The sequence below is a fragment of the Vibrio sp. vnigr-6D03 genome (assembly GCF_002835515.1).
In the GTDB taxonomy this organism is placed as follows: Bacteria; Pseudomonadota; Gammaproteobacteria; order Enterobacterales; family Vibrionaceae; genus Vibrio; species Vibrio penaeicida.
This window is the reverse complement of record NZ_PIZL01000038.1, coordinates 14,462-33,274: the sequence shown is the minus strand read 5'-3', so window position 1 is coordinate 33,274 and position 18,813 is coordinate 14,462. Positions and strand designations below refer to the sequence as shown.

General features: G+C 45.3%; 20 protein-coding genes. All 20 read left to right on the top strand.

Features of this window, described 5'->3' with window-relative positions:
* Positions 1 to 5 precede the first annotated feature (5 nt).
* The 20 genes from CW749_RS23520 to glmU all read left to right on the top strand — a co-directional run bounded on the left by CW749_RS23520 (position 6) and on the right by glmU (position 18,755).
* Entirely contained in the window at positions 6 to 755 is a 750-nt protein-coding gene (locus CW749_RS23520; protein ID WP_101114873.1) for a Slam-dependent surface lipoprotein, read from the top strand.
* Positions 756 to 828: 73 nt separating this feature from the next.
* On the top strand, positions 829 to 2,295 hold the full coding sequence (locus tag CW749_RS23515) for a surface lipoprotein assembly modifier (RefSeq protein WP_101114871.1): 1,467 nt from the start codon (positions 829 to 831) through the stop codon (positions 2,293 to 2,295).
* Between the two features lie 215 nt (positions 2,296 to 2,510).
* Entirely contained in the window at positions 2,511 to 3,323 is an 813-nt protein-coding gene (gene exbB, locus CW749_RS23510; protein ID WP_237322558.1) for a tonB-system energizer ExbB, read from the top strand.
* A 3-nt stretch (positions 3,324 to 3,326) separates the two neighbouring features.
* Complete coding sequence (locus CW749_RS23505) at positions 3,327 to 3,758, top strand: biopolymer transporter ExbD (protein ID WP_101114867.1); 432 nt, start codon at positions 3,327 to 3,329, stop codon at positions 3,756 to 3,758.
* On the top strand, positions 3,755 to 4,639 hold the full coding sequence (locus tag CW749_RS23500; RefSeq protein ID WP_101114865.1) for an energy transducer TonB: 885 nt from the start codon (positions 3,755 to 3,757) through the stop codon (positions 4,637 to 4,639). Before CW749_RS23505 ends, CW749_RS23500 begins: the two co-directional genes overlap by 4 nt.
* A gap of 251 nt (positions 4,640 to 4,890) precedes the next feature.
* The gene (mioC, locus tag CW749_RS23495; RefSeq protein ID WP_101114863.1) at positions 4,891 to 5,325 is read left to right on the top strand and encodes an FMN-binding protein MioC; all 435 of its coding nucleotides are present in this window, start codon (positions 4,891 to 4,893) and stop codon (positions 5,323 to 5,325) included.
* Between the two features lie 472 nt (positions 5,326 to 5,797).
* The gene (gene mnmG, locus CW749_RS23490) at positions 5,798 to 7,690 is read left to right on the top strand and encodes a tRNA uridine-5-carboxymethylaminomethyl(34) synthesis enzyme MnmG (protein ID WP_101114862.1); all 1,893 of its coding nucleotides are present in this window, start codon (positions 5,798 to 5,800) and stop codon (positions 7,688 to 7,690) included.
* A complete protein-coding gene (gene rsmG, locus CW749_RS23485) occupies positions 7,690 to 8,322 on the top strand; it encodes a 16S rRNA (guanine(527)-N(7))-methyltransferase RsmG (RefSeq protein WP_101114860.1) in 633 nt (210 codons plus the stop codon). The genes mnmG and rsmG overlap by 1 nt, the downstream gene beginning before the upstream one ends.
* A 14-nt stretch (positions 8,323 to 8,336) precedes the next feature.
* Positions 8,337 to 9,110 carry a ParA family protein gene (locus tag CW749_RS23480; RefSeq protein ID WP_101114858.1) on the top strand — a complete coding sequence of 258 codons (774 nt, stop codon included), beginning with the start codon at positions 8,337 to 8,339 and terminating at the stop codon, positions 9,108 to 9,110.
* Between the two features lie 22 nt (positions 9,111 to 9,132).
* The gene (locus CW749_RS23475) at positions 9,133 to 10,014 is read left to right on the top strand and encodes a ParB/RepB/Spo0J family partition protein (RefSeq protein WP_101114857.1); all 882 of its coding nucleotides are present in this window, start codon (positions 9,133 to 9,135) and stop codon (positions 10,012 to 10,014) included.
* Between the two features lie 189 nt (positions 10,015 to 10,203).
* Entirely contained in the window at positions 10,204 to 10,593 is a 390-nt protein-coding gene (locus CW749_RS23470) for a F0F1 ATP synthase subunit I (protein ID WP_101114855.1), read from the top strand.
* Between the two features lie 8 nt (positions 10,594 to 10,601).
* Positions 10,602 to 11,414, top strand: a complete 813-nt coding sequence (atpB, locus tag CW749_RS23465; protein ID WP_101114853.1) for a F0F1 ATP synthase subunit A — start codon at positions 10,602 to 10,604, stop codon at positions 11,412 to 11,414.
* A gap of 51 nt (positions 11,415 to 11,465) precedes the next feature.
* Complete coding sequence (gene atpE, locus CW749_RS23460) at positions 11,466 to 11,723, top strand: F0F1 ATP synthase subunit C (RefSeq protein WP_004411110.1); 258 nt, start codon at positions 11,466 to 11,468, stop codon at positions 11,721 to 11,723.
* Between the two features lie 72 nt (positions 11,724 to 11,795).
* Positions 11,796 to 12,266, top strand: coding sequence for a F0F1 ATP synthase subunit B (gene atpF, locus CW749_RS23455; RefSeq protein ID WP_101114852.1), 471 nt, complete (start codon positions 11,796 to 11,798; stop codon positions 12,264 to 12,266).
* Between the two features lie 15 nt (positions 12,267 to 12,281).
* On the top strand, positions 12,282 to 12,815 hold the full coding sequence (atpH, locus tag CW749_RS23450) for a F0F1 ATP synthase subunit delta (protein WP_101114850.1): 534 nt from the start codon (positions 12,282 to 12,284) through the stop codon (positions 12,813 to 12,815).
* Between the two features lie 13 nt (positions 12,816 to 12,828).
* Positions 12,829 to 14,370, top strand: a complete 1,542-nt coding sequence (gene atpA, locus CW749_RS23445) for a F0F1 ATP synthase subunit alpha (protein WP_101114848.1) — start codon at positions 12,829 to 12,831, stop codon at positions 14,368 to 14,370.
* 50 nt (positions 14,371 to 14,420) lie between these two features.
* On the top strand, positions 14,421 to 15,287 hold the full coding sequence (gene atpG / locus CW749_RS23440) for a F0F1 ATP synthase subunit gamma (RefSeq protein WP_101114846.1): 867 nt from the start codon (positions 14,421 to 14,423) through the stop codon (positions 15,285 to 15,287).
* 34 nt (positions 15,288 to 15,321) lie between these two features.
* Complete coding sequence (atpD, locus tag CW749_RS23435; RefSeq protein ID WP_101114844.1) at positions 15,322 to 16,725, top strand: F0F1 ATP synthase subunit beta; 1,404 nt, start codon at positions 15,322 to 15,324, stop codon at positions 16,723 to 16,725.
* A 21-nt stretch (positions 16,726 to 16,746) separates the two neighbouring features.
* Positions 16,747 to 17,169 (top strand): F0F1 ATP synthase subunit epsilon, encoded by a 423-nt coding sequence (locus CW749_RS23430; protein WP_101114842.1) that lies wholly within the window; start codon positions 16,747 to 16,749, stop codon positions 17,167 to 17,169.
* A gap of 224 nt (positions 17,170 to 17,393) precedes the next feature.
* Complete coding sequence (gene glmU, locus CW749_RS23425; RefSeq protein ID WP_101114841.1) at positions 17,394 to 18,755, top strand: bifunctional UDP-N-acetylglucosamine diphosphorylase/glucosamine-1-phosphate N-acetyltransferase GlmU; 1,362 nt, start codon at positions 17,394 to 17,396, stop codon at positions 18,753 to 18,755.
* Positions 18,756 to 18,813 lie beyond the last annotated feature (58 nt).

The following is an 18,813-nucleotide window of genomic DNA, read 5'->3' as shown; positions in this document are numbered from 1 at the left end:
AATTCATGAAACCAGTAAAACTGACTCTTATTTCTGCTGCACTACTTGGCTTAAGCTCTATGGCTCACGCAGGTTTTAACGGCGCAATCAGCGACAACACTCACCGTCATGTTGGTGAATCTCAGGTCGATGCGTCACTATTCTTTGGCACAGTGATCATCCATGAAAGTGGTTACGCGGGTATCGGCGCCACAGGTAAAGAACGTGTTGATTTTAAAAATCTAGCGAAGCGCTCTTCATGGCCGTTTGGTGAAACACGTGATGGTGTACATTCTCGCGGAAGTCGCCACTCTACAACTTCTCAATACAACTTTGCCAGCGTTGCAAACCAGGACGTTTGGTTTGGTGAGTGGTACGAAGGCAACCGCGACTCAGGTTACGCAAACCGCGCGGTATTTTACGTAGGTGATAACACAGGTACAACTGTACCGACAACAGGTACAGCAACGTACAGCGTAGCTGGCGTAAACAAGTTCAATGGTACCAACAAACTTAGCGGCACTTTTACAGCTAACTTTGGTAGTCAGAAACTAGAAGGTACGATCAACAACTCAGCATTGACTGTTACAGTTGACGCAAATATCAATGCAACAACTGCAGCGTTTACTGGTAACGCAACTGCAATTGCTGGTGGTACAAGCACTAACGGTACATCTCAAGGTCACTTCTTTGGGGCAAACGCATCTGCTCTTGCAGGTATTGCGACCTTCACTAACAAAGACCTAGACACGGCATTTGGTGGCAGCAAAAACTAATTGTTGAACCTCCCTCATACAGAAGCAGCCTACGCTGCTTCTGTTTTTCTTTCTTTACCATTTGGTTATTCCCTTGCTTAAATCCCTTTTAACTCTTTCTCCTTTAGCACTCGCATTTCTATTCAGTGCGCATACGTTAGCCGATCAAGACAAAAACCAGCGTCTACAGCAGCGGGACGCCCTTTCTGCGCTAGAAAAGGAACAGGAACTGTTGAAAGAAGAACGGGAAAGAGAGCAATCGTTAACCGTGGATGGCGTCACCTATGAAGTGAGCGATACATTAGATGACCTCGCCCCTGCCCTGCATATCGCAGTGAAAACAAGGCAATGGGAACAAGCTCAGGGTTTTCTGACCCGCTATAAAGCACTGGAAGGATACGATCCTTTGCTGGTGCACTACGCTCAGGGTGCACTTTTCAGAGTAGAAGGAAAGCTTGCAGAATCAGAAGCGGAATATCAGTCTCTTCTTACCCTAGCTCCGGAATTCATGCCAGCCAAGCTAGAGCTGGCTCGGGTGCAGTTCGAAAATCAAAAAAACCGAGACTCTCTGGATCTGTTCAAAAAAATCAAACACAGTATTCCACAAGACAATCCACGAGCATCGGGGGTTATCAGAACGATTGATACGTTCAGCGAAGCACTCAAAGTTCGTGACAGTTGGCAAGGGGCTTTTAGCTTTGGTCCTTCATACAATGACAATCTGAACAGCTCATCCGAAAGCACGGTCTGCCTAGCGACACTGCCTAATGGGCAATGCTGGATAAGTCAGACAACACCAGACAAAGAATCTGGCTTTGGGATGGATTACGACGCTAGCCTGAACAAACGGTTCTCGCTGTCAGGCCACCATGGAGTGAAATTCAATACGTTAGCGTATGGGATGCTGAATGACGGTAAAAGAAAGTACAACAAACATACCCTCATTACGGGTCTTAGCTACAGCTATCAAAGTGCCAAAGTTCAATTTTCTATTGGTCCGCAAGCTGAATACAACAACTCTGGCGATCGCACGCTTTACATCGCTCCTGGACTAAAACTGGATGGCTTTTACAGCATCAACAATAAAAGCGCCGCAAAAGTAGAACTGAAAGCCGAGTATCAGGATTACAAAGATCCGGATCTTGACCACAACAGCAACTGGTTATGGACGGCTTCTGGCACTTACTGGTATCAGTTACCCGAAAGGTGGCTCGTGTTTGGCGGTATCGACTGGAACAAGAAACAGAGTGAAATAGAACTCTTTGCCTATGAGTCCCTAGGTGGGCGATTGGGTGTAAACCGAGCTTTCTTTGACGGCTGGGACATCAGCGTATTTTCGTCGGTTAAAAAACGTAAGCACGACGGATTCAACAAAATTCTCAACGGAAAAAGAGAAGATAAAGAGCAAAACCACACCTTACTGATCACCGCAAAACCACTAGAATTTTGGGGGCTCACCCCAACATTTACTTGGCAATACCAAAAAGTCGACAGCACATTGGATGCGATATACAGCTACAGTCAAAATGAATACAGTATCAAGTTGGAAAAAAGATTTTAGAAAAATAAAATCACAAGATACTGATTATTATAAATAAAAATATAAATCCAGTTTTTTATTCAGTTTTTATTACGGGTTTTTCTCTCTCATTCGGTATTCATATAAGGAATTAAGAAAAAACACTCGACAATAAAAGCGCGCAAGAACGCCCAACTAAGAGCAATCGAATGAGTAAATCACTTTATCTGAGCATGATCATCACCCTTTTTCTGTTCATGCCTTCCCTCGCCTTTGCTGAAAAAGCGCCAGCTCAAGATCTGGCAAGCCCCCTAGTATCAGATACTCAGTTAACCCCACCGACGAACCCACTCAATGCGCACGATCTCTCACCTATGGGTATGTATCATGCTGCTGATTGGGTTGTAAAAGCGGTGATGATCAGTTTAGTCATCGCTTCTGTATTAACTTGGGGCGTATTGTTTGCAAAGCAGTGGCAACTTTCATTGGCTTCCAAAAAAGCCCATCGCCAACTTCATGCCTTAACCCAATCCGATGACCTAATTGAGGCAGAAACATTGTGTGAAGACTTACAAGGTCCGGCTCAATTACTACTTTCTGCCACCCAGCATGAGCTGAAATTATCAGCCCAAGGATCGGCCAGCGAAGACGGTATAAAAGAACGAGTTCAACTTCGCCTAGAAAGAGTTGGGGTCTCAATGAGTTCGAACATGACAAAAGGCACAGGAATTCTCGCCACGGTTGGATCAGTCGGTCCCTTTGTTGGATTGTTTGGAACCGTATGGGGAATAATGAATGCTTTCATTGGTATTGCCAAATCACAAAGTACCACGCTAGCCGTGGTTGCACCGGGTATTGCAGAAGCGTTAATGGCAACAGCGATCGGCTTAGTTGCCGCCATTCCTGCGGTGATATTCTACAATCACTTCGCGCGGCAGATAGGATGCTACAAGAATCAATTGGCTGACCTTTCCGTCGCCATAATGATATTAGTCAGCCGCGACCTTGACCGCCGGACAATACAAACTGAACAACCCGACGCCAAAATACCGCTCAAAGAGGCGGTGTAAGTCATGGCATTTAAAACCAGTCAATCCGGCGAGGACATGGCAGAAAACCACGAAATTAATGTCACGCCTTTTGTTGATGTGATGTTGGTGCTTCTCATCATTGTGATGGTTGCCGCGCCGCTGGCAACCGTGAATGTTCCCGTAGACTTACCCACTTCTTCCGCCAGCCCAACCCCAATGAAGGACGATCCTGTCTACCTGACGATTCAAAAAGATTTAACGATCGTGATCGGTGAAAGTAATACCGTGGATTTAGCGAACCTAACCACGGCCTTAAAGACAAGCCTGCCAGACAACGAGCAGAGGATTTATCTCAGAGCAGATAAAGCGCTTGTGTATCAAGATCTTCTTAAGGTAATGAACAAACTGGCAGCGGCTGGCTATACGCAAATTGCTTTAGTGGGGCTAGAACAACCGAAACGGGACGACCCGTGAACCTACTAGCCGGTGACAAAACGACAAACAGCCACAGTTCTTCTTGGTTAGTATGTGGCGTGATAGCAAGTATCGCACTTCATCTTAGTGCCGCTACAGCCTATTTATGGACACCGAGTTTTGACTTCACTCCACCACCTGCTGCATCCCCCATTTCAGTCTCTCTGGTCGCGCCCCTCGCCGCCCCTGCAGAACAAAATAATGATGCGCAGCAAGCCAGCGCCCAGAAAACGGAGCAATCTTTAAAATCGACAACAAATCAGCAAGCTCCAAAGCCCATAGCACCGAAGCCACCTCTAATTGCAGAAAAAGCACCTGCTCCTTCGGATTTACCAGAATACAAAGAAACCAAAGACCCCAAGAAGATACTAGAAACACAAAAATCAGCGTTGCCTGACAAAACAGTGCCTTTAGAACCAGTGCCACTAAAAGCTGAGCAACCAAAACCAATACCAAAAAAAGATAAAGAAGAAAGTGAGAAACCACAGACTTCGTCTCCTTCGCAAATGGCGTCAACACCAAGCATCGAAGCGCCAATAAAAGCGGCAAATGCTTCCGCCCCAAAACAAGGCAAAACCAGCCAGCATGAGAAAGCTGCAAAGCTTCAGTGGCAACAGTTGCTTCACGCTCACTTAGAAAGAGAAAAGCGATACCCAAGGAAAGCCAAGCGTTTACGCAAACAAGGTATGCCAGTGATCCGATTCACAATGGATCGAGAAGGAAACGTGTTAGATGTCATCCTTATAAGAAGCTCAGGAACCCAATCACTGGATCAAGAAGCCATCGATCTTGTATTTCGAGCCCAACCGTTGATCAAACCACCCAGTTCGGTTTCAGGTCTTAAACTCTCTTTAACGGTCCCGATCAATTTTTCTTTCTAGTCGGATCCTACTATCAATACGATCCATACACATGTAATGAACAAAACAATAAATACGTAATAAAGGGGGTGGATCCAGGGTTTAAAAGGTCTAGGCACCGCTCAATTTCGTTTAACCACACATTATGTCATCTGTTTATCCACAATCGAATCCGATACCATACCTCTGTTTATTAGCAGAAATTACACGTTAGCTTCTTTCAAATAACCAATAAGAGGCACAGAGTGCCTCACAAGAAAAAGGATGCGTCCATGATCCACATTATGACCGGCAGTACTCTCGGTGGAGCTGAATATGTTGGTGACCACCTTAGTGATCTACTTAGAGAGAAAGGTCACGAAACGACCATTTATAATGAACCTAAGCTCGAAGAGATCCCCGCTAACGGGACTTGGCTTCTGATTACATCCACTCACGGTGCTGGTGAATACCCAGATAACATTCAACCGTTCATCGAAGCTCTTCAAAACACCCCACCTAAAATGGCAGAGGTTAAGTTTGCGGTGGTTGCAATTGGAGACTCTAGCTACGATACCTTCTGTGCAGCAGGGAAACATGCCTATGCACTTCTCGAAGACATCGGGGGCACTCCGATAACGGATTGCTTTACGATCAATATTCTAGAAAACCCTGTTCCCGAAGACGCAGCCGAAGAATGGCTGCAAGAACACATCACAAAGTTCTAGTCAAAAGGCGGGATTCCCGCCTTTTTCCCTTCTTCTCCGTAAAAATTTACGCCCTGTGAATAACATTTAGACCTTTTATTAGATTCAAGTGATGCTTTTTTGAACAAATCATCTGTGGATAAATAGTGATCTATCCCGTTATTAACCTATAGTTATCCAAAGAATAAGATCATACCTTTTATACCCCTGTGTATAACTACCGATTTTGATCCCAGCTAATCCTCGATCAGATCAAAGGTAGATCACAAGAAACGATCGTATAAAAAAGCATGATCTTGTTGATCATTTTTGACTTATCCACAAGATCGAGCTTCTTTAATAGTAGATCTAATAAAAGATCTATATAAAGATCTTATATATATTAAAGCCTCTGCTTCGATCCAAAATCGTTTCTCTCCTTGCCCTAAAGAGGGTAGAATATCGCTCCTTTTTACTAAGCTCTCTAAACTCATTGAATACCTGAGGTCGGTTCATGCTTTATCACGAAACTTTTGACGTCATTGTTGTTGGTGGCGGACATGCAGGAACGGAAGCCGCACTCGCATCAGCTCGTACGGGTCAGCGTACCCTGTTACTCACTCACAACATTGATACCCTAGGGCAAATGTCTTGCAACCCCGCTATTGGTGGAATAGGCAAAGGACATTTGGTAAAAGAAGTGGATGCTCTGGGTGGATTAATGGCACAAGCCATTGATCATGCAGGTATTCAATTTCGTACTCTAAACGCGTCAAAAGGTCCTGCTGTTCGGGCAACTCGAGCGCAAGCGGATCGTGCTCTGTATAAAGCATTTGTTCGTCACGCACTTGAAAATCAACCCAACCTAACGCTCTTTCAACAATCGGTGGATGACATTATTGTTGAAAATGATCGAGTGACTGGCGTAGTGACTCAAATGGGGCTGAAATTCAAAGCTAATGCTGTTGTATTGACCGTAGGAACGTTTTTAGGGGGCAAGATACATATTGGGATGGAAAACTTCTCTGGAGGTCGTGCAGGCGATCCTCCTTCGATAGCATTGGCTGATCGTTTGAGAGAAATGCCTTTCCGGGTTGATCGCTTAAAAACGGGAACGCCTCCTCGTATCGATGCTCGCACGGTCGATTTTAGTGAGCTTGATGTTCAGCATGGTGATGATCCAACCCCCGTATTTTCATTCATGGGCAATCGATCGCAGCATCCAACACAGATTCCATGCTTTATCACCCATACCAATGAGAAAACGCATGACGTGATCCGACAGAATCTCGATCGCAGCCCAATGTATGCTGGTGTTATTGAGGGGATCGGTCCTCGATACTGTCCATCGATCGAAGATAAAGTGATGCGGTTTGCTGACAAAAATAGCCACCAGATCTTTATCGAGCCAGAAGGTCTTACCACGCACGAGTTATACCCTAATGGGATCTCTACAAGTTTGCCATTTGACGTTCAGGTTGAGATTGTTCATTCAATGAAAGGGTTTGAGAACGCACATATTGTCCGCCCTGGTTATGCCATTGAGTACGATTTCTTTGACCCAAGGGACTTAAAGCCAAACTACGAAACCAAATTTATTAATGGCTTGTTCTTTGCCGGACAAATTAACGGCACAACAGGCTACGAAGAAGCGGCAGCTCAAGGGCTAATGGCCGGATTGAATGCCAGCTTACAAACCCAAGGAAAAGAGGGTTGGAACCCTCGTCGTGATCAGGCGTATGTTGGCGTGTTGATCGACGATCTTTCTACTATGGGGACTAAAGAACCTTACCGCATGTTTACCTCTCGCGCGGAATATCGACTGTTACTTCGTGAAGACAATGCTGATCTTCGATTAACCGAAAAAGGCCGTGAGTTAGGGTTGGTTTGCGATGCTCGTTGGGCGCGTTTCAACGAGAAAGTGGATAACATGGAACGTGAGCGTCAACGTTTAAAAGATACGTGGATGAATCCTAAGTCCACAGGAATTGATGCTCTTAATGCTCTGCTAAAAACACCTATGTCGCGTGAAGCCAGCGGTGAAGATTTGCTTCGCCGTCCGGAATTGAATTACGAGCAATTAACACAGTTGGATGCGTTTTCTCCTGCGTTAGAAGATTCTCAAGCTGCGGAACAAGTTGAAATTCAGGTCAAATACGAAGGCTATATTCAACGCCAGAAAGACGAGATTGAAAAATCACTTCGTCATGAAAATACTGAGATCCCATCTGATTTTGATTACTCAACGGTGAAAGGTCTCTCTAACGAAGTGGTCGCAAAACTGTCTGATGCTAAACCATTGACCATTGGGATCGCGTCTCGTATTTCAGGGATCACCCCTGCCGCTATTTCGATCTTACTGGTTTACCTAAAGAAAAGTGGGCAACTGAAGAAAGGAGCAGCCTAGTGGAAGCGTTAAGAATCAAACTGGATGCGTTGTTAGAAGAAACCTCATTGGTCGTTTCAGATACACAAAAAGCACAGTTGGTTGGTTATGTCACACTGCTCGACAAATGGAATAAAGCGTACAATTTGACGTCCGTTCGAGATCCACTAGAAATGATCGTGAAACACATCATGGATAGTATCGTTGTCAGCACTCATCTTGAAGGTGAGCGTTTTATCGATGTTGGCACGGGACCGGGTTTACCGGGCATTCCATTGGCCATCATGAATCCTGAAAAATCTTTTACGCTGCTTGATAGCCTAGGTAAGCGCATTAGGTTTATAAAACAGGTTCTTCATGAGCTGAAAATCGAAAATGTCACCCCTGTGCAAAGTCGAGTGGAAGAATTCCAGCCTGAAATTGGCTTCGATGGAGTACTAAGTCGTGCGTTTGCTTCGGTTTTAGACATGGTAGAGTGGTGTCAACATTTACCAAAACCAGAATCCGGCGTATTTTTAGCACTGAAAGGGGTAAAACCTGAATCAGAGCTTGCTCAGCTTCCGGACTGGTGTTCTGTGATCGACATCAAAGCTTTGAATGTTCCAGAGCTTGAAGGTGAGCGACATCTTGTAATCTTATCGCGCAAGGGATAATAGCGAGGTCATCCGTGGGAAGAATCATTTCAATTGCCAACCAGAAAGGTGGTGTGGGCAAAACCACAACGTGTGTCAATTTGGCTGCTTCTATGGCAGCGACAAAACGAAAAGTACTGGTAATTGATCTTGATCCACAAGGCAATGCGACCATGGCGAGCGGTGTAGACAAATACTCTGTTGACGCCTCCGCGTATGATTTGTTGGTCGAAGATACGCATTTTGACGACGTGGTGGTCAGTAAAACGTCTGGTGGCTTTGATCTCATTGCTGCGAACGGTGATGTTACCGCCGCGGAAATTAAACTGATGGAAGTGTTTGCTCGTGAAATGCGTTTAAAGAATGCGTTGGCCACGGTCTGTGACAACTATGATTTCATCTTTATCGATTGCCCACCTTCATTAAACCTCCTTACAATCAATGCGATGGCGGCTTCTGATTCTGTATTAGTACCGATGCAATGTGAGTATTTTGCATTGGAAGGCTTAACAGCATTGATGGATACCATTAGCAAGCTAGCAGCTGTCGTTAACGAAGATTTGAAAATAGAAGGTTTGCTCCGAACGATGTACGACCCACGCAATCGTTTGTCAAATGAAGTATCAGATCAACTGAAAAAGCATTTTGGTGACAAAGTATATAGAACCGTCATCCCTAGAAATGTTCGATTGGCAGAAGCCCCAAGCCATGGTAAACCTGCAATGTATTACGACAAATATTCCGCTGGAGCTAAAGCTTATCTTGCTTTGGCTGGCGAAATGCTTCGTCGTGAAGAAATGCCTGCATAATCCAATTTAGAAGGAAAGTGTCATGTCCAAACGCGGCTTAGGAAAAGGCCTCGATGCGTTGCTTGCGACCAGCTCAATGGCGAGAGAAAAGCAACAGACAATCAACCACAGTCAGTCTTTGTCCTCCGAAGGGGAATTGAAAGATTTGTCAGTGGCACAATTGCAGGCAGGCGTATATCAGCCACGTAAAGAGATGGAACCAGAAGCATTGAGCGAACTGGCGGCATCCATCCAATCTCAAGGCATCATCCAACCAATCGTTGTCAGACAAGTGGGTGAGCAACAATACGAAATTATCGCGGGTGAGCGTCGCTGGCGAGCAGCGAAACAAGCCGGTCTGAAACAAGTACCTTGCCTAGTGAAAAAGGTACAAGATCGCGCAGCTGTAGCCATGGCACTGATTGAAAATATCCAACGTGAAGATTTGAATGCGATTGAAGAAGCTCAAGCTCTAGAGCGATTACAAGACGAATTTGAACTCACACACCAGCAGGTCGCAGAGGTTATTGGTAAATCTCGCACCACCGTTTCTAACCTATTAAGGCTGAACCAGTTAAATGGGGATGTGAAGCGATTTGTTCAAACTGGAAAGCTTGAAATGGGGCATGCACGTGCTCTGCTTTCGGTTGAACAAGACGACCAATTTGATATCGCTGAAACGGTTATTGCGAAGAAACTTAATGTTCGCCAAACCGAGCAGTTAGTGAAAAAACACCTTTCACCACAAGTTGACAGCAAAAAAGCTAAAAATGACCCTGAAGCGCAAGCTTTATCGGAAAGATTGAGTGAAAAATTAGGCTCTCAAGTGTCAATTGTTCGTTCTTCGAATGGCAAGGCAAAACTGACCATAAGTGTTGATGAACCTCACAAATTGGAGCAACTCGTTGCAATATTGGAAGGTTAAGTGAGATAATTGATTTAGGTCAATTATAAAAAAATGTTTTTTTGAGCGAAAGTTGTCGGTTTGTAAACAAAAATGTAAGTTTTTGCTGCGTTTTAATTGCATTAACAGCGTCTCACCGTATAATTTTCGGCAATTTCTCTTCGCTCGCAGTATAGAGTGATGCGAGCGTTTATTTAGAGGTACGAATACATGATAGCGGCGTTAGCTAGACCAGGACGAGAGCTTGCCAAGCAATTGTTATTGATCCAGGTTGGCGCGGTTATGTTTGTCGCAGCAGGAACAACGATTGCTGTAGATGTTGAATGGGGAATATCAGCGCTGATAGGTGGTAGCATCTTTGTTGTTGCCAATGCCGTTTTCGCAATGTGTGCATTCTTGTTTGTTGGAGCGCGAGCAGCTAAATTTGTCGCCGCTTCCTTCTACACGGGTGAAGCTCTGAAAATCCTCATTACAGTCGTGTTGTTCTCTGTTGCTTACATGTATATGCAGGTGGAACTCGTTCCCCTGAAACTAACCTATTTGCTGGTATTAGGGATTAACATCTTTGCGCCAGCGCTATTCATTAACAACAAAAAATAGGATGAGTTATGGCTGCGCCAGGTGAAGCGCTAACAGCTTCCGGTTACATCACTCACCACCTTACTCACCTTTCAACTTACAAGTTGGGGTTAGTGGCGGAAGAGACGAGTTTCTGGAACATACACATCGATAGCCTGTTGTTTTCTTGGATCACTGGTTTGATATTCTTAGGAGTATTTTACAAAGTAGCTAAGAAGTCGACAGTAGGTGTGCCGGGTAAGCTTCAATGTTTTGTTGAAATGATCGTAGAATTTGTCGCGGAAAACGTCAAAGATACGTTCCATGGACGCAACCCGTTGATAGCCCCTCTCGCACTGACTATCTTTTGTTGGGTATTTTTAATGAACTTGATGGACTTAGTTCCAATCGATTTCTTACCATATCCAGCAGAGCATTGGCTAGGTATTCCTTACCTTAAGATAGTACCGTCTGCTGATGCGAACATCACCATGGGGATGGCTATAGGCGTATTTGCTTTGATGATTTTTTACAGCATCAAAGTGAAAGGTCTAGGTGGGTTTGCTAAAGAATTGGCATTACATCCATTTAATCACTGGAGCATGATTCCATTTAACCTACTGATTGAAGTGGTATCGCTATTGGCGAAGCCTCTATCTCTTGGTATGCGTTTGTTTGGTAACATGTTTGCAGGTGAGGTTGTATTCATTCTTTGTGCAGCAATGCTACCATGGTTCCTTCAATGGATGGGTTCACTGCCGTGGGCAATTTTCCATATTCTGGTAATCACGATTCAAGCATTCGTGTTCATGATGTTGACTATCGTCTACATGTCCATGGCACACGAAGACAATGATCATTAAAATTTTTTATTCTAAGTAGTTTTAGTTAATCGCTATATATTGGAGATAGTAATGGAAACTGTATTAAGCTTCTCAGCAATCGCAGTAGCAATCATCGTAGGTCTATGTGCAGTTGGTACTGCAATTGGCTTCGCAATTCTGGGTGGTAAATTCCTTGAAGGTGCAGCACGTCAACCTGAAATGGCGCCAATGCTTCAAGTTAAGATGTTCATCATCGCTGGTCTATTGGATGCGGTTCCAATGATCGGTATCGTAATCGCGCTGCTATTCACTTTCGCAAACCCATTCGTTGGTCAATTAGCTGGTTAATCATTGGTTTTGAGCGGCAAGCACTAGCTTGTCACTGATTAACACTAAGTCTAATTAAGAGGGGTAGCTGTTGTGAATATGAACGCAACTCTGCTAGGTCAAGCAATCTCGTTCGCACTATTTGTGTGGTTCTGCATGAAGTATGTATGGCCGCCAATTATGCAAGCGATTGAAGAGCGTCAGAAGAAAATTGCTGACGGTCTACAAGCGGCTGAACGTGCTGCTAAAGACTTGGATCTAGCACAAGCCAATGCTTCTGATCAACTTAAAGAAGCTAAGCGCACAGCAACTGAGATCATCGACCAAGCGAACAAGCGTAAGTCTCAAATTCTGGATGAAGCTCGAGAAGATGCTTTGGCTGAACGCCATAAAATCTTGACTCAAGCAGAAGCAGAAGTTGAAGCAGAACGCAACCGCGCGCGCGATGACCTGCGCAAACAAGTTGCTACTCTGGCTGTAGCTGGTGCTGAGAAAATCCTAGAGCGCTCTATCGATGATGCAGCGCACAAAGATATTCTTGACAACATTACTGCAAAACTTTAATGCAAGGGGCAGCATATGTCTGATTTGACTACAATCGCACGCCCCTATGCTAAAGCAGCTTTTGACTTTGCTGTTGAGAAAGACGCTCTGGACCAATGGGGACAGATGCTGACTTTCGCAGCGGAAGTCGCAAAAAATGATGATGTTGCTGACTTGCTAGACGGGTCAATGACAGCTGAAAAGCTTTCTGAGCTTTTTATCGCGATTTGCGGCGAACAGTTTGATGAATACGGCCAAAACCTAATTAAGGTATTGGCTCAGAATGGTCGCTTAAAGGCCCTTCCTGAAGTCTGTAGTGGTTACTTCGCTCTTAAACGAGAGCATGAGAAAGAAATCGAAGTTGATGTTATTTCAGCAACCGATCTTTCTGAAGAACAACAAGCAGATATCAGCAGCAAACTTGAAAAACGCCTAGAGCGCAAAGTAAAGCTGAATTGCAGCATAGATGAGACCCTACTTGGTGGGGTTATAATTCGAGCCGGAGACCTAGTCATTGATAACTCAGCGCGTGGACGTTTGAACCGCCTGAGCGATGCATTGCAGTCTTGATGGGGATTGGAGCATGCAACTTAATTCCACGGAAATAAGCGAACTGATCAAACAGCGTATTGAATCTTTCAACGTTGTAAGTGAAGCTCGTAATGAAGGTACTATCGTATCGGTAAGCGACGGTATCATTCGCATTCACGGCCTAGCGGACGTGATGCAAGGTGAAATGATTGAATTACCGGGTGGTCGTTATGCACTCGCACTTAACCTTGAGCGTGACTCGGTTGGTGCAGTTGTAATGGGCCCATATGCCGACCTTAAGGAAGGCATGAAAGTAACAGGTACTGGTCGTATTCTTGAAGTACCAGTTGGTCCTGAACTACTAGGTCGTGTTGTAAACACACTTGGTGAGCCAATTGATGGCAAAGGTCCAATTGAAGCGAAACTATCTTCTCCTGTAGAAGTTATCGCACCAGGCGTAATCGATCGTAAATCGGTTGATCAACCTGTACAAACTGGTTACAAATCTGTTGACTCAATGATCCCAATCGGTCGTGGTCAGCGTGAGCTTGTTATCGGCGACCGTCAGACTGGTAAAACAGCGATGGCGATTGACTCGATCATTAACCAGAAAGATTCAGGTATTTTCTCTATCTACGTAGCTATCGGTCAGAAAGCATCGACTATCGCTAACGTAGTTCGCAAACTGGAAGAGCACGGCGCGCTAGCTAACACTATCGTTGTTGTTGCATCAGCTTCTGAATCAGCGGCGCTACAATACCTAGCACCATACGCTGGTTGTGCGATGGGCGAATACTTCCGCGATCGCGGTGAAGACGCACTGATTGTTTATGATGATCTATCTAAGCAAGCTGTCGCTTACCGTCAAATCTCTCTATTGCTTAAGCGTCCACCTGGTCGTGAAGCGTTCCCTGGTGATGTTTTCTACCTTCACTCACGTCTACTAGAGCGTGCAGCTCGTGTAAGCGAAGAGTACGTAGAGAAGTTCACTAACGGTGAAGTGAAAGGCAAGACTGGTTCTTTGACTGCTCTACCTATCATCGAAACGCAAGCAGGTGACGTATCTGCCTTCGTACCGACGAACGTAATCTCGATTACTGATGGTCAGATCTTCCTACAAACTGAACTGTTCAACGCGGGCGTACGTCCAGCTGTTGACCCAGGTATTTCAGTATCTCGTGTAGGTGGTTCAGCGCAGACTAAAATCATCAAGAAGCTGTCTGGTGGTATTCGTACCGCTCTTGCACAGTACCGTGAACTTGCAGCGTTTGCTCAGTTCTCGTCTGACCTTGATGATGCGACTAAGAAGCAGCTAGACCACGGTCAAAAAGTAACAGAACTGATGAAGCAGAAGCAATACGCTCCTATGTCTGTATTTGACCAAGCACTAGTTATCTTCGCGGCAGAGCGCGGTTATCTTGAAGATATCGCTCTTGATAAGCTGGCTGATTTCGAATCAGCTCTACTGTCGTATGCTCGCAGTCAATACGCTGATCTTGTAAAAGAGATCGATGCAACGGGTGCTTACAACAATGACATCGAAGCGCAGCTTAAGAAGTTAGCGGATGATTTCAAGGCAACCCAGACTTGGTAATTGGTCGGTGACCGTAAGGTCACCTATTACCATAAACGGAGAGTAATACGATGGCCGGCGCAAAAGAGATACGTAATAAAATCGGTAGTGTTAAAAGCACGCAGAAAATTACGAAAGCGATGGAAATGGTAGCGGCTTCTAAGATGCGACGTTCACAAGACGCGCGTCAAGCTTCTCGTCCATATGCTGAAACAATGCGTAAAGTGATCGGTCATGTGGCGAACGGTAGCCTTGAGTATAAGCATCCTTATCTTGAGGAACGTGAAGCCAAACGTGTTGGTTACATCATCGTTTCTACCGACCGTGGTCTGTGTGGTGGTTTGAACATTAACTTGTTCAAGAAAGCGACATTAGACATGAAAGAATGGTCGGATAAAGGCGCAGACGTTGAACTGGCGATTGTTGGTTCTAAAGCGACTGCGTTCTTTAACAACAGCGGCGCAAAAGTAGCGGCTCAAGTTTCTGGTCTGGGCGATAGCCCAAGTCTTGAAGACTTGATCGGTTCAGTAAGCGTGATGTTGAAGAAGTATGATGAAGGCGAGTTGGATCGTCTGTATGTAGTGTACAACCACTTTGTAAACACTATGGTACAAGAACCAACGATCGATCAATTACTGCCTCTGCCAAAATCGGACAGCGAAGAGATGCAGCGCGAACATGCTTGGGACTACATTTATGAGCCTGAGCCAAAACCACTTCTAGATACTCTATTGATTCGCTACGTTGAATCACAAGTGTACCAAGGTGTGGTCGAGAACCTTGCTTGTGAGCAAGCGGCTCGAATGATCGCAATGAAAGCTGCAACTGACAACGCAACCAACCTGATTGAAGACCTAGAGCTTGTGTACAACAAGGCGCGTCAAGCGGCTATCACACAAGAACTGTCGGAAATCGTTGGTGGTGCTGCCGCGGTTTAAGCATAGGTAAAACTAATAAGTTAGAGGATTAACGATGGCTACAGGTAAGATCGTACAGATCATCGGTGCGGTAGTCGACGTAGAGTTCCCACAGAGCGAAGTACCAAGTGTATATGACGCTCTGAACGTTGTTGAAGCAAAAGAGCGTCTCGTTCTTGAAGTTCAACAGCAGCTAGGCGGTGGCGTAATTCGCGCAATCGTTATGGGTAGCTCTGATGGTTTACGTCGTGGACTGACAGTGGAAAACACTGGCGCTCCAATCTCAGTACCAGTAGGTACTAAGACTCTTGGTCGTATCATGAACGTTCTAGGTGACGCGATTGATGAGTGTGGTGAAATCGGTGCAGAAGAGCACTATGCAATTCACCGCCAAGCACCAAGTTACGAAGAGCAATCTAACGAAACTGCTCTACTAGAGACAGGTGTTAAAGTAATCGACTTGGTTTGTCCATTCGCTAAGGGTGGTAAAATCGGTCTGTTTGGTGGTGCAGGTGTAGGTAAGACCGTTAACATGATGGAACTTATCAACAACATCGCACTTCAACACTCTGGTCTATCAGTATTTGCTGGTGTAGGTGAGCGTACTCGTGAAGGTAACGACTTCTACCACGAGATGCAGGAAGCGGGCGTTGTAAACGTTGAGAATCCTGAAGAATCTAAGGTAGCAATGGTTTACGGTCAGATGAACGAGCCACCAGGTAACCGTCTACGTGTTGCACTGACTGGTCTGACAATGGCAGAGCGTTTCCGTGACGAAGGTCGTGACGTACTGTTGTTCGTTGATAACATCTACCGTTATACACTAGCAGGTACTGAAGTATCAGCACTTCTAGGTCGTATGCCATCTGCGGTAGGTTACCAGCCAACACTTGCAGAAGAAATGGGTGTTCTACAGGAGCGTATCACGTCAACGAAAGCAGGTTCTATCACCTCTGTTCAGGCGGTATACGTACCAGCGGATGACTTGACTGACCCATCTCCAGCAACAACGTTTGCTCACTTGGATGCAACGGTTGTACTTAACCGTAACATCGCAGCTATGGGTCTATACCCTGCGATCGACCCATTGGATTCGACATCACGTCAGCTTGATCCATTGGTTGTTGGTCAAGAGCACTACGACATTGCTCGTGGCGTTCAGTCGACACTTCAGCGCTATAAAGAGCTGAAAGACATCATCGCTATCCTAGGTATGGATGAGCTTTCTGAACAAGATAAGCAAATCGTATCTCGTGCGCGTAAGATTGAGCGTTTCCTAACTCAGCCTTACCACGTAGCTGAAGTATTTACAGGCGACCCAGGTGTATACGTGCCTCTGAAAGAAACCCTACGTGGTTTCAAAGGTCTGCTATCTGGTGAATACGATGACATTCCAGAGCAATCGTTCATGTACTGCGGTACTATCGATGATGCTATCGAGAATGCGAAGAAGCTATAAGGCTATTATTTAGGAGGCGATATGGCAGCAATGACCTTTCACTTGGATGTTGTAAGTGCAGAGAAAAGACTTTTCTCAGGACTTGTTGAAACATTTCAGGTGACCGGTAGCGAAGGTGAGCTAGGAATTTATCCTGGGCATACACCGCTGCTGACCGCTATTACGCCTGGAATGGTGCGTATTGTGAAGCAACACGGTCACGAAGAGGTGATTTACATCTCTGGTGGCATGATGGAAGTTCAGCCTGGTACAGCGACTGTATTGGCTGATACAGCTATCCGTGGTGAAGATCTAGACGCAGCTAAGGCAGAAGAAGCCAAACGCAAGGCTGAGGAGAATATCCATAATCAGCATGGCGACATGGACTTTGCACAAGCGGCCAGTGAGCTGGCTAAAGCCATTGCTCAGCTTCGAGTAATCGAACTGACCAAAAAAGTACGCTAATCATTAGCGCAGCGATTAAGGCGACCTTAGGGTCGCCTTTGTTTTTTCAGGCTTTAATTCCTAATTAGTCCAACCTATTTCAATACAACCTTAAGCCTGTTGTCCTACTTTTGTTAAACCAAGTCATCATTTGGCACGAAAACCACTCTCAATCTTTAACTCTTCGGCTAATTCAAGCTAAAATCTATCACTTAAACGACAACGTCTTTTAGGAACCACTATTTATGAAATTCAGCGCGGTTATCCTCGCTGCGGGTAAAGGCACCCGCATGTATTCTAATAAGCCTAAAGTGCTACATACACTTGCAGGCAAGCCAATGGCAAAACACGTTATTGATACCTGCAATGGACTAGGTGCTCAAAATATTCACCTTGTTTATGGGCATGGTGGTGATCAAATGAAAGCGTCGTTGTCGCAAGAGCCTGTCAATTGGGTACTACAAGCCAAGCAACTAGGTACAGGACATGCGGTCAATCAAGCATCATCTGAGTTTGCTGATGATGAGAAAATACTGGTGCTGTACGGAGACGTTCCACTTATTTCTTCTCAAACGGTTGAAAACCTATTAGAAGCACAGCCTCACGGTGGTATTGCCTTGTTAACCGTGGTGTTAGACAACCCGATGGGCTACGGGCGTATTGTTCGTAAAAACGGTCCTGTTGTGGCGATTGTGGAGCAAAAGGACGCGACAGAAGAACAAAAGCTGATCAAAGAAATCAATACCGGTGTTATGGTGGCGACGGGCGGTGATCTGAAGCGCTGGTTAGCGAATCTTAAGAACGAAAATGCGCAAGGCGAGTATTACCTGACGGACGTTATTGCAGCAGCACATAGCGAAGGTCGTGCAGTAGAAGCGGTTCATCCAGCGAATCCAATCGAAGTTGAAGGTGTGAATGATCGCGCTCAATTAGCCAAGCTTGAACGAGCATACCAGCGTATGAATGCGCAGACTTTGCTTGAGCAAGGCGTGATGTTACGTGACCCTGAGCGATTTGATCTTCGTGGAACGCTACAGTGTGGAATGGACGTTGAGATTGATACCAACGTCATCATCGAAGGTAATGTTAGCTTAGGTGATAATGTGGTCATCGGTACAGGTTGTGTGCTGAAAGACTGCGAGATCGATGACAACACCACCGTTCGCCCTTACAGCGTGATTGAGGGTGCGACTGTGGGTGAAGAGTGTACTGTCGGACCATTTACTCGCTTACGACCTGGTGCTGAGCTTCGTAACGACGCTCATGTTGGCAACTTTGTTGAAGTGAAAAATGCACGCTTGGGTGAAGGCTCTAAAGCAAATCACCTTACGTATTTGGGTGATGCTGAAATTGGTCAACGCACCAATATTGGTGCTGGTGCGATTACGTGTAACTATGACGGTGCAAATAAATTCAAAACCATCATTGGCGATGACGTTTTTGTTGGGTCAGACAGCCAGCTTATCGCACCTGTAACAGTAGCGAATGGTGCTACGATTGGTGCGGGAACAACATTAACGAAAGATGTCGATGAAGGTGAGTTAGTGATCACTCGCGCGAAAGAGCGCAAGATCGCTGACTGGCAACGACCAGTTAAAATCAAATAAGCGTGATAGCGTTTTAATTCGATAGCATTAAGAAGGCTGACGGTGATGTCAGCCTTTT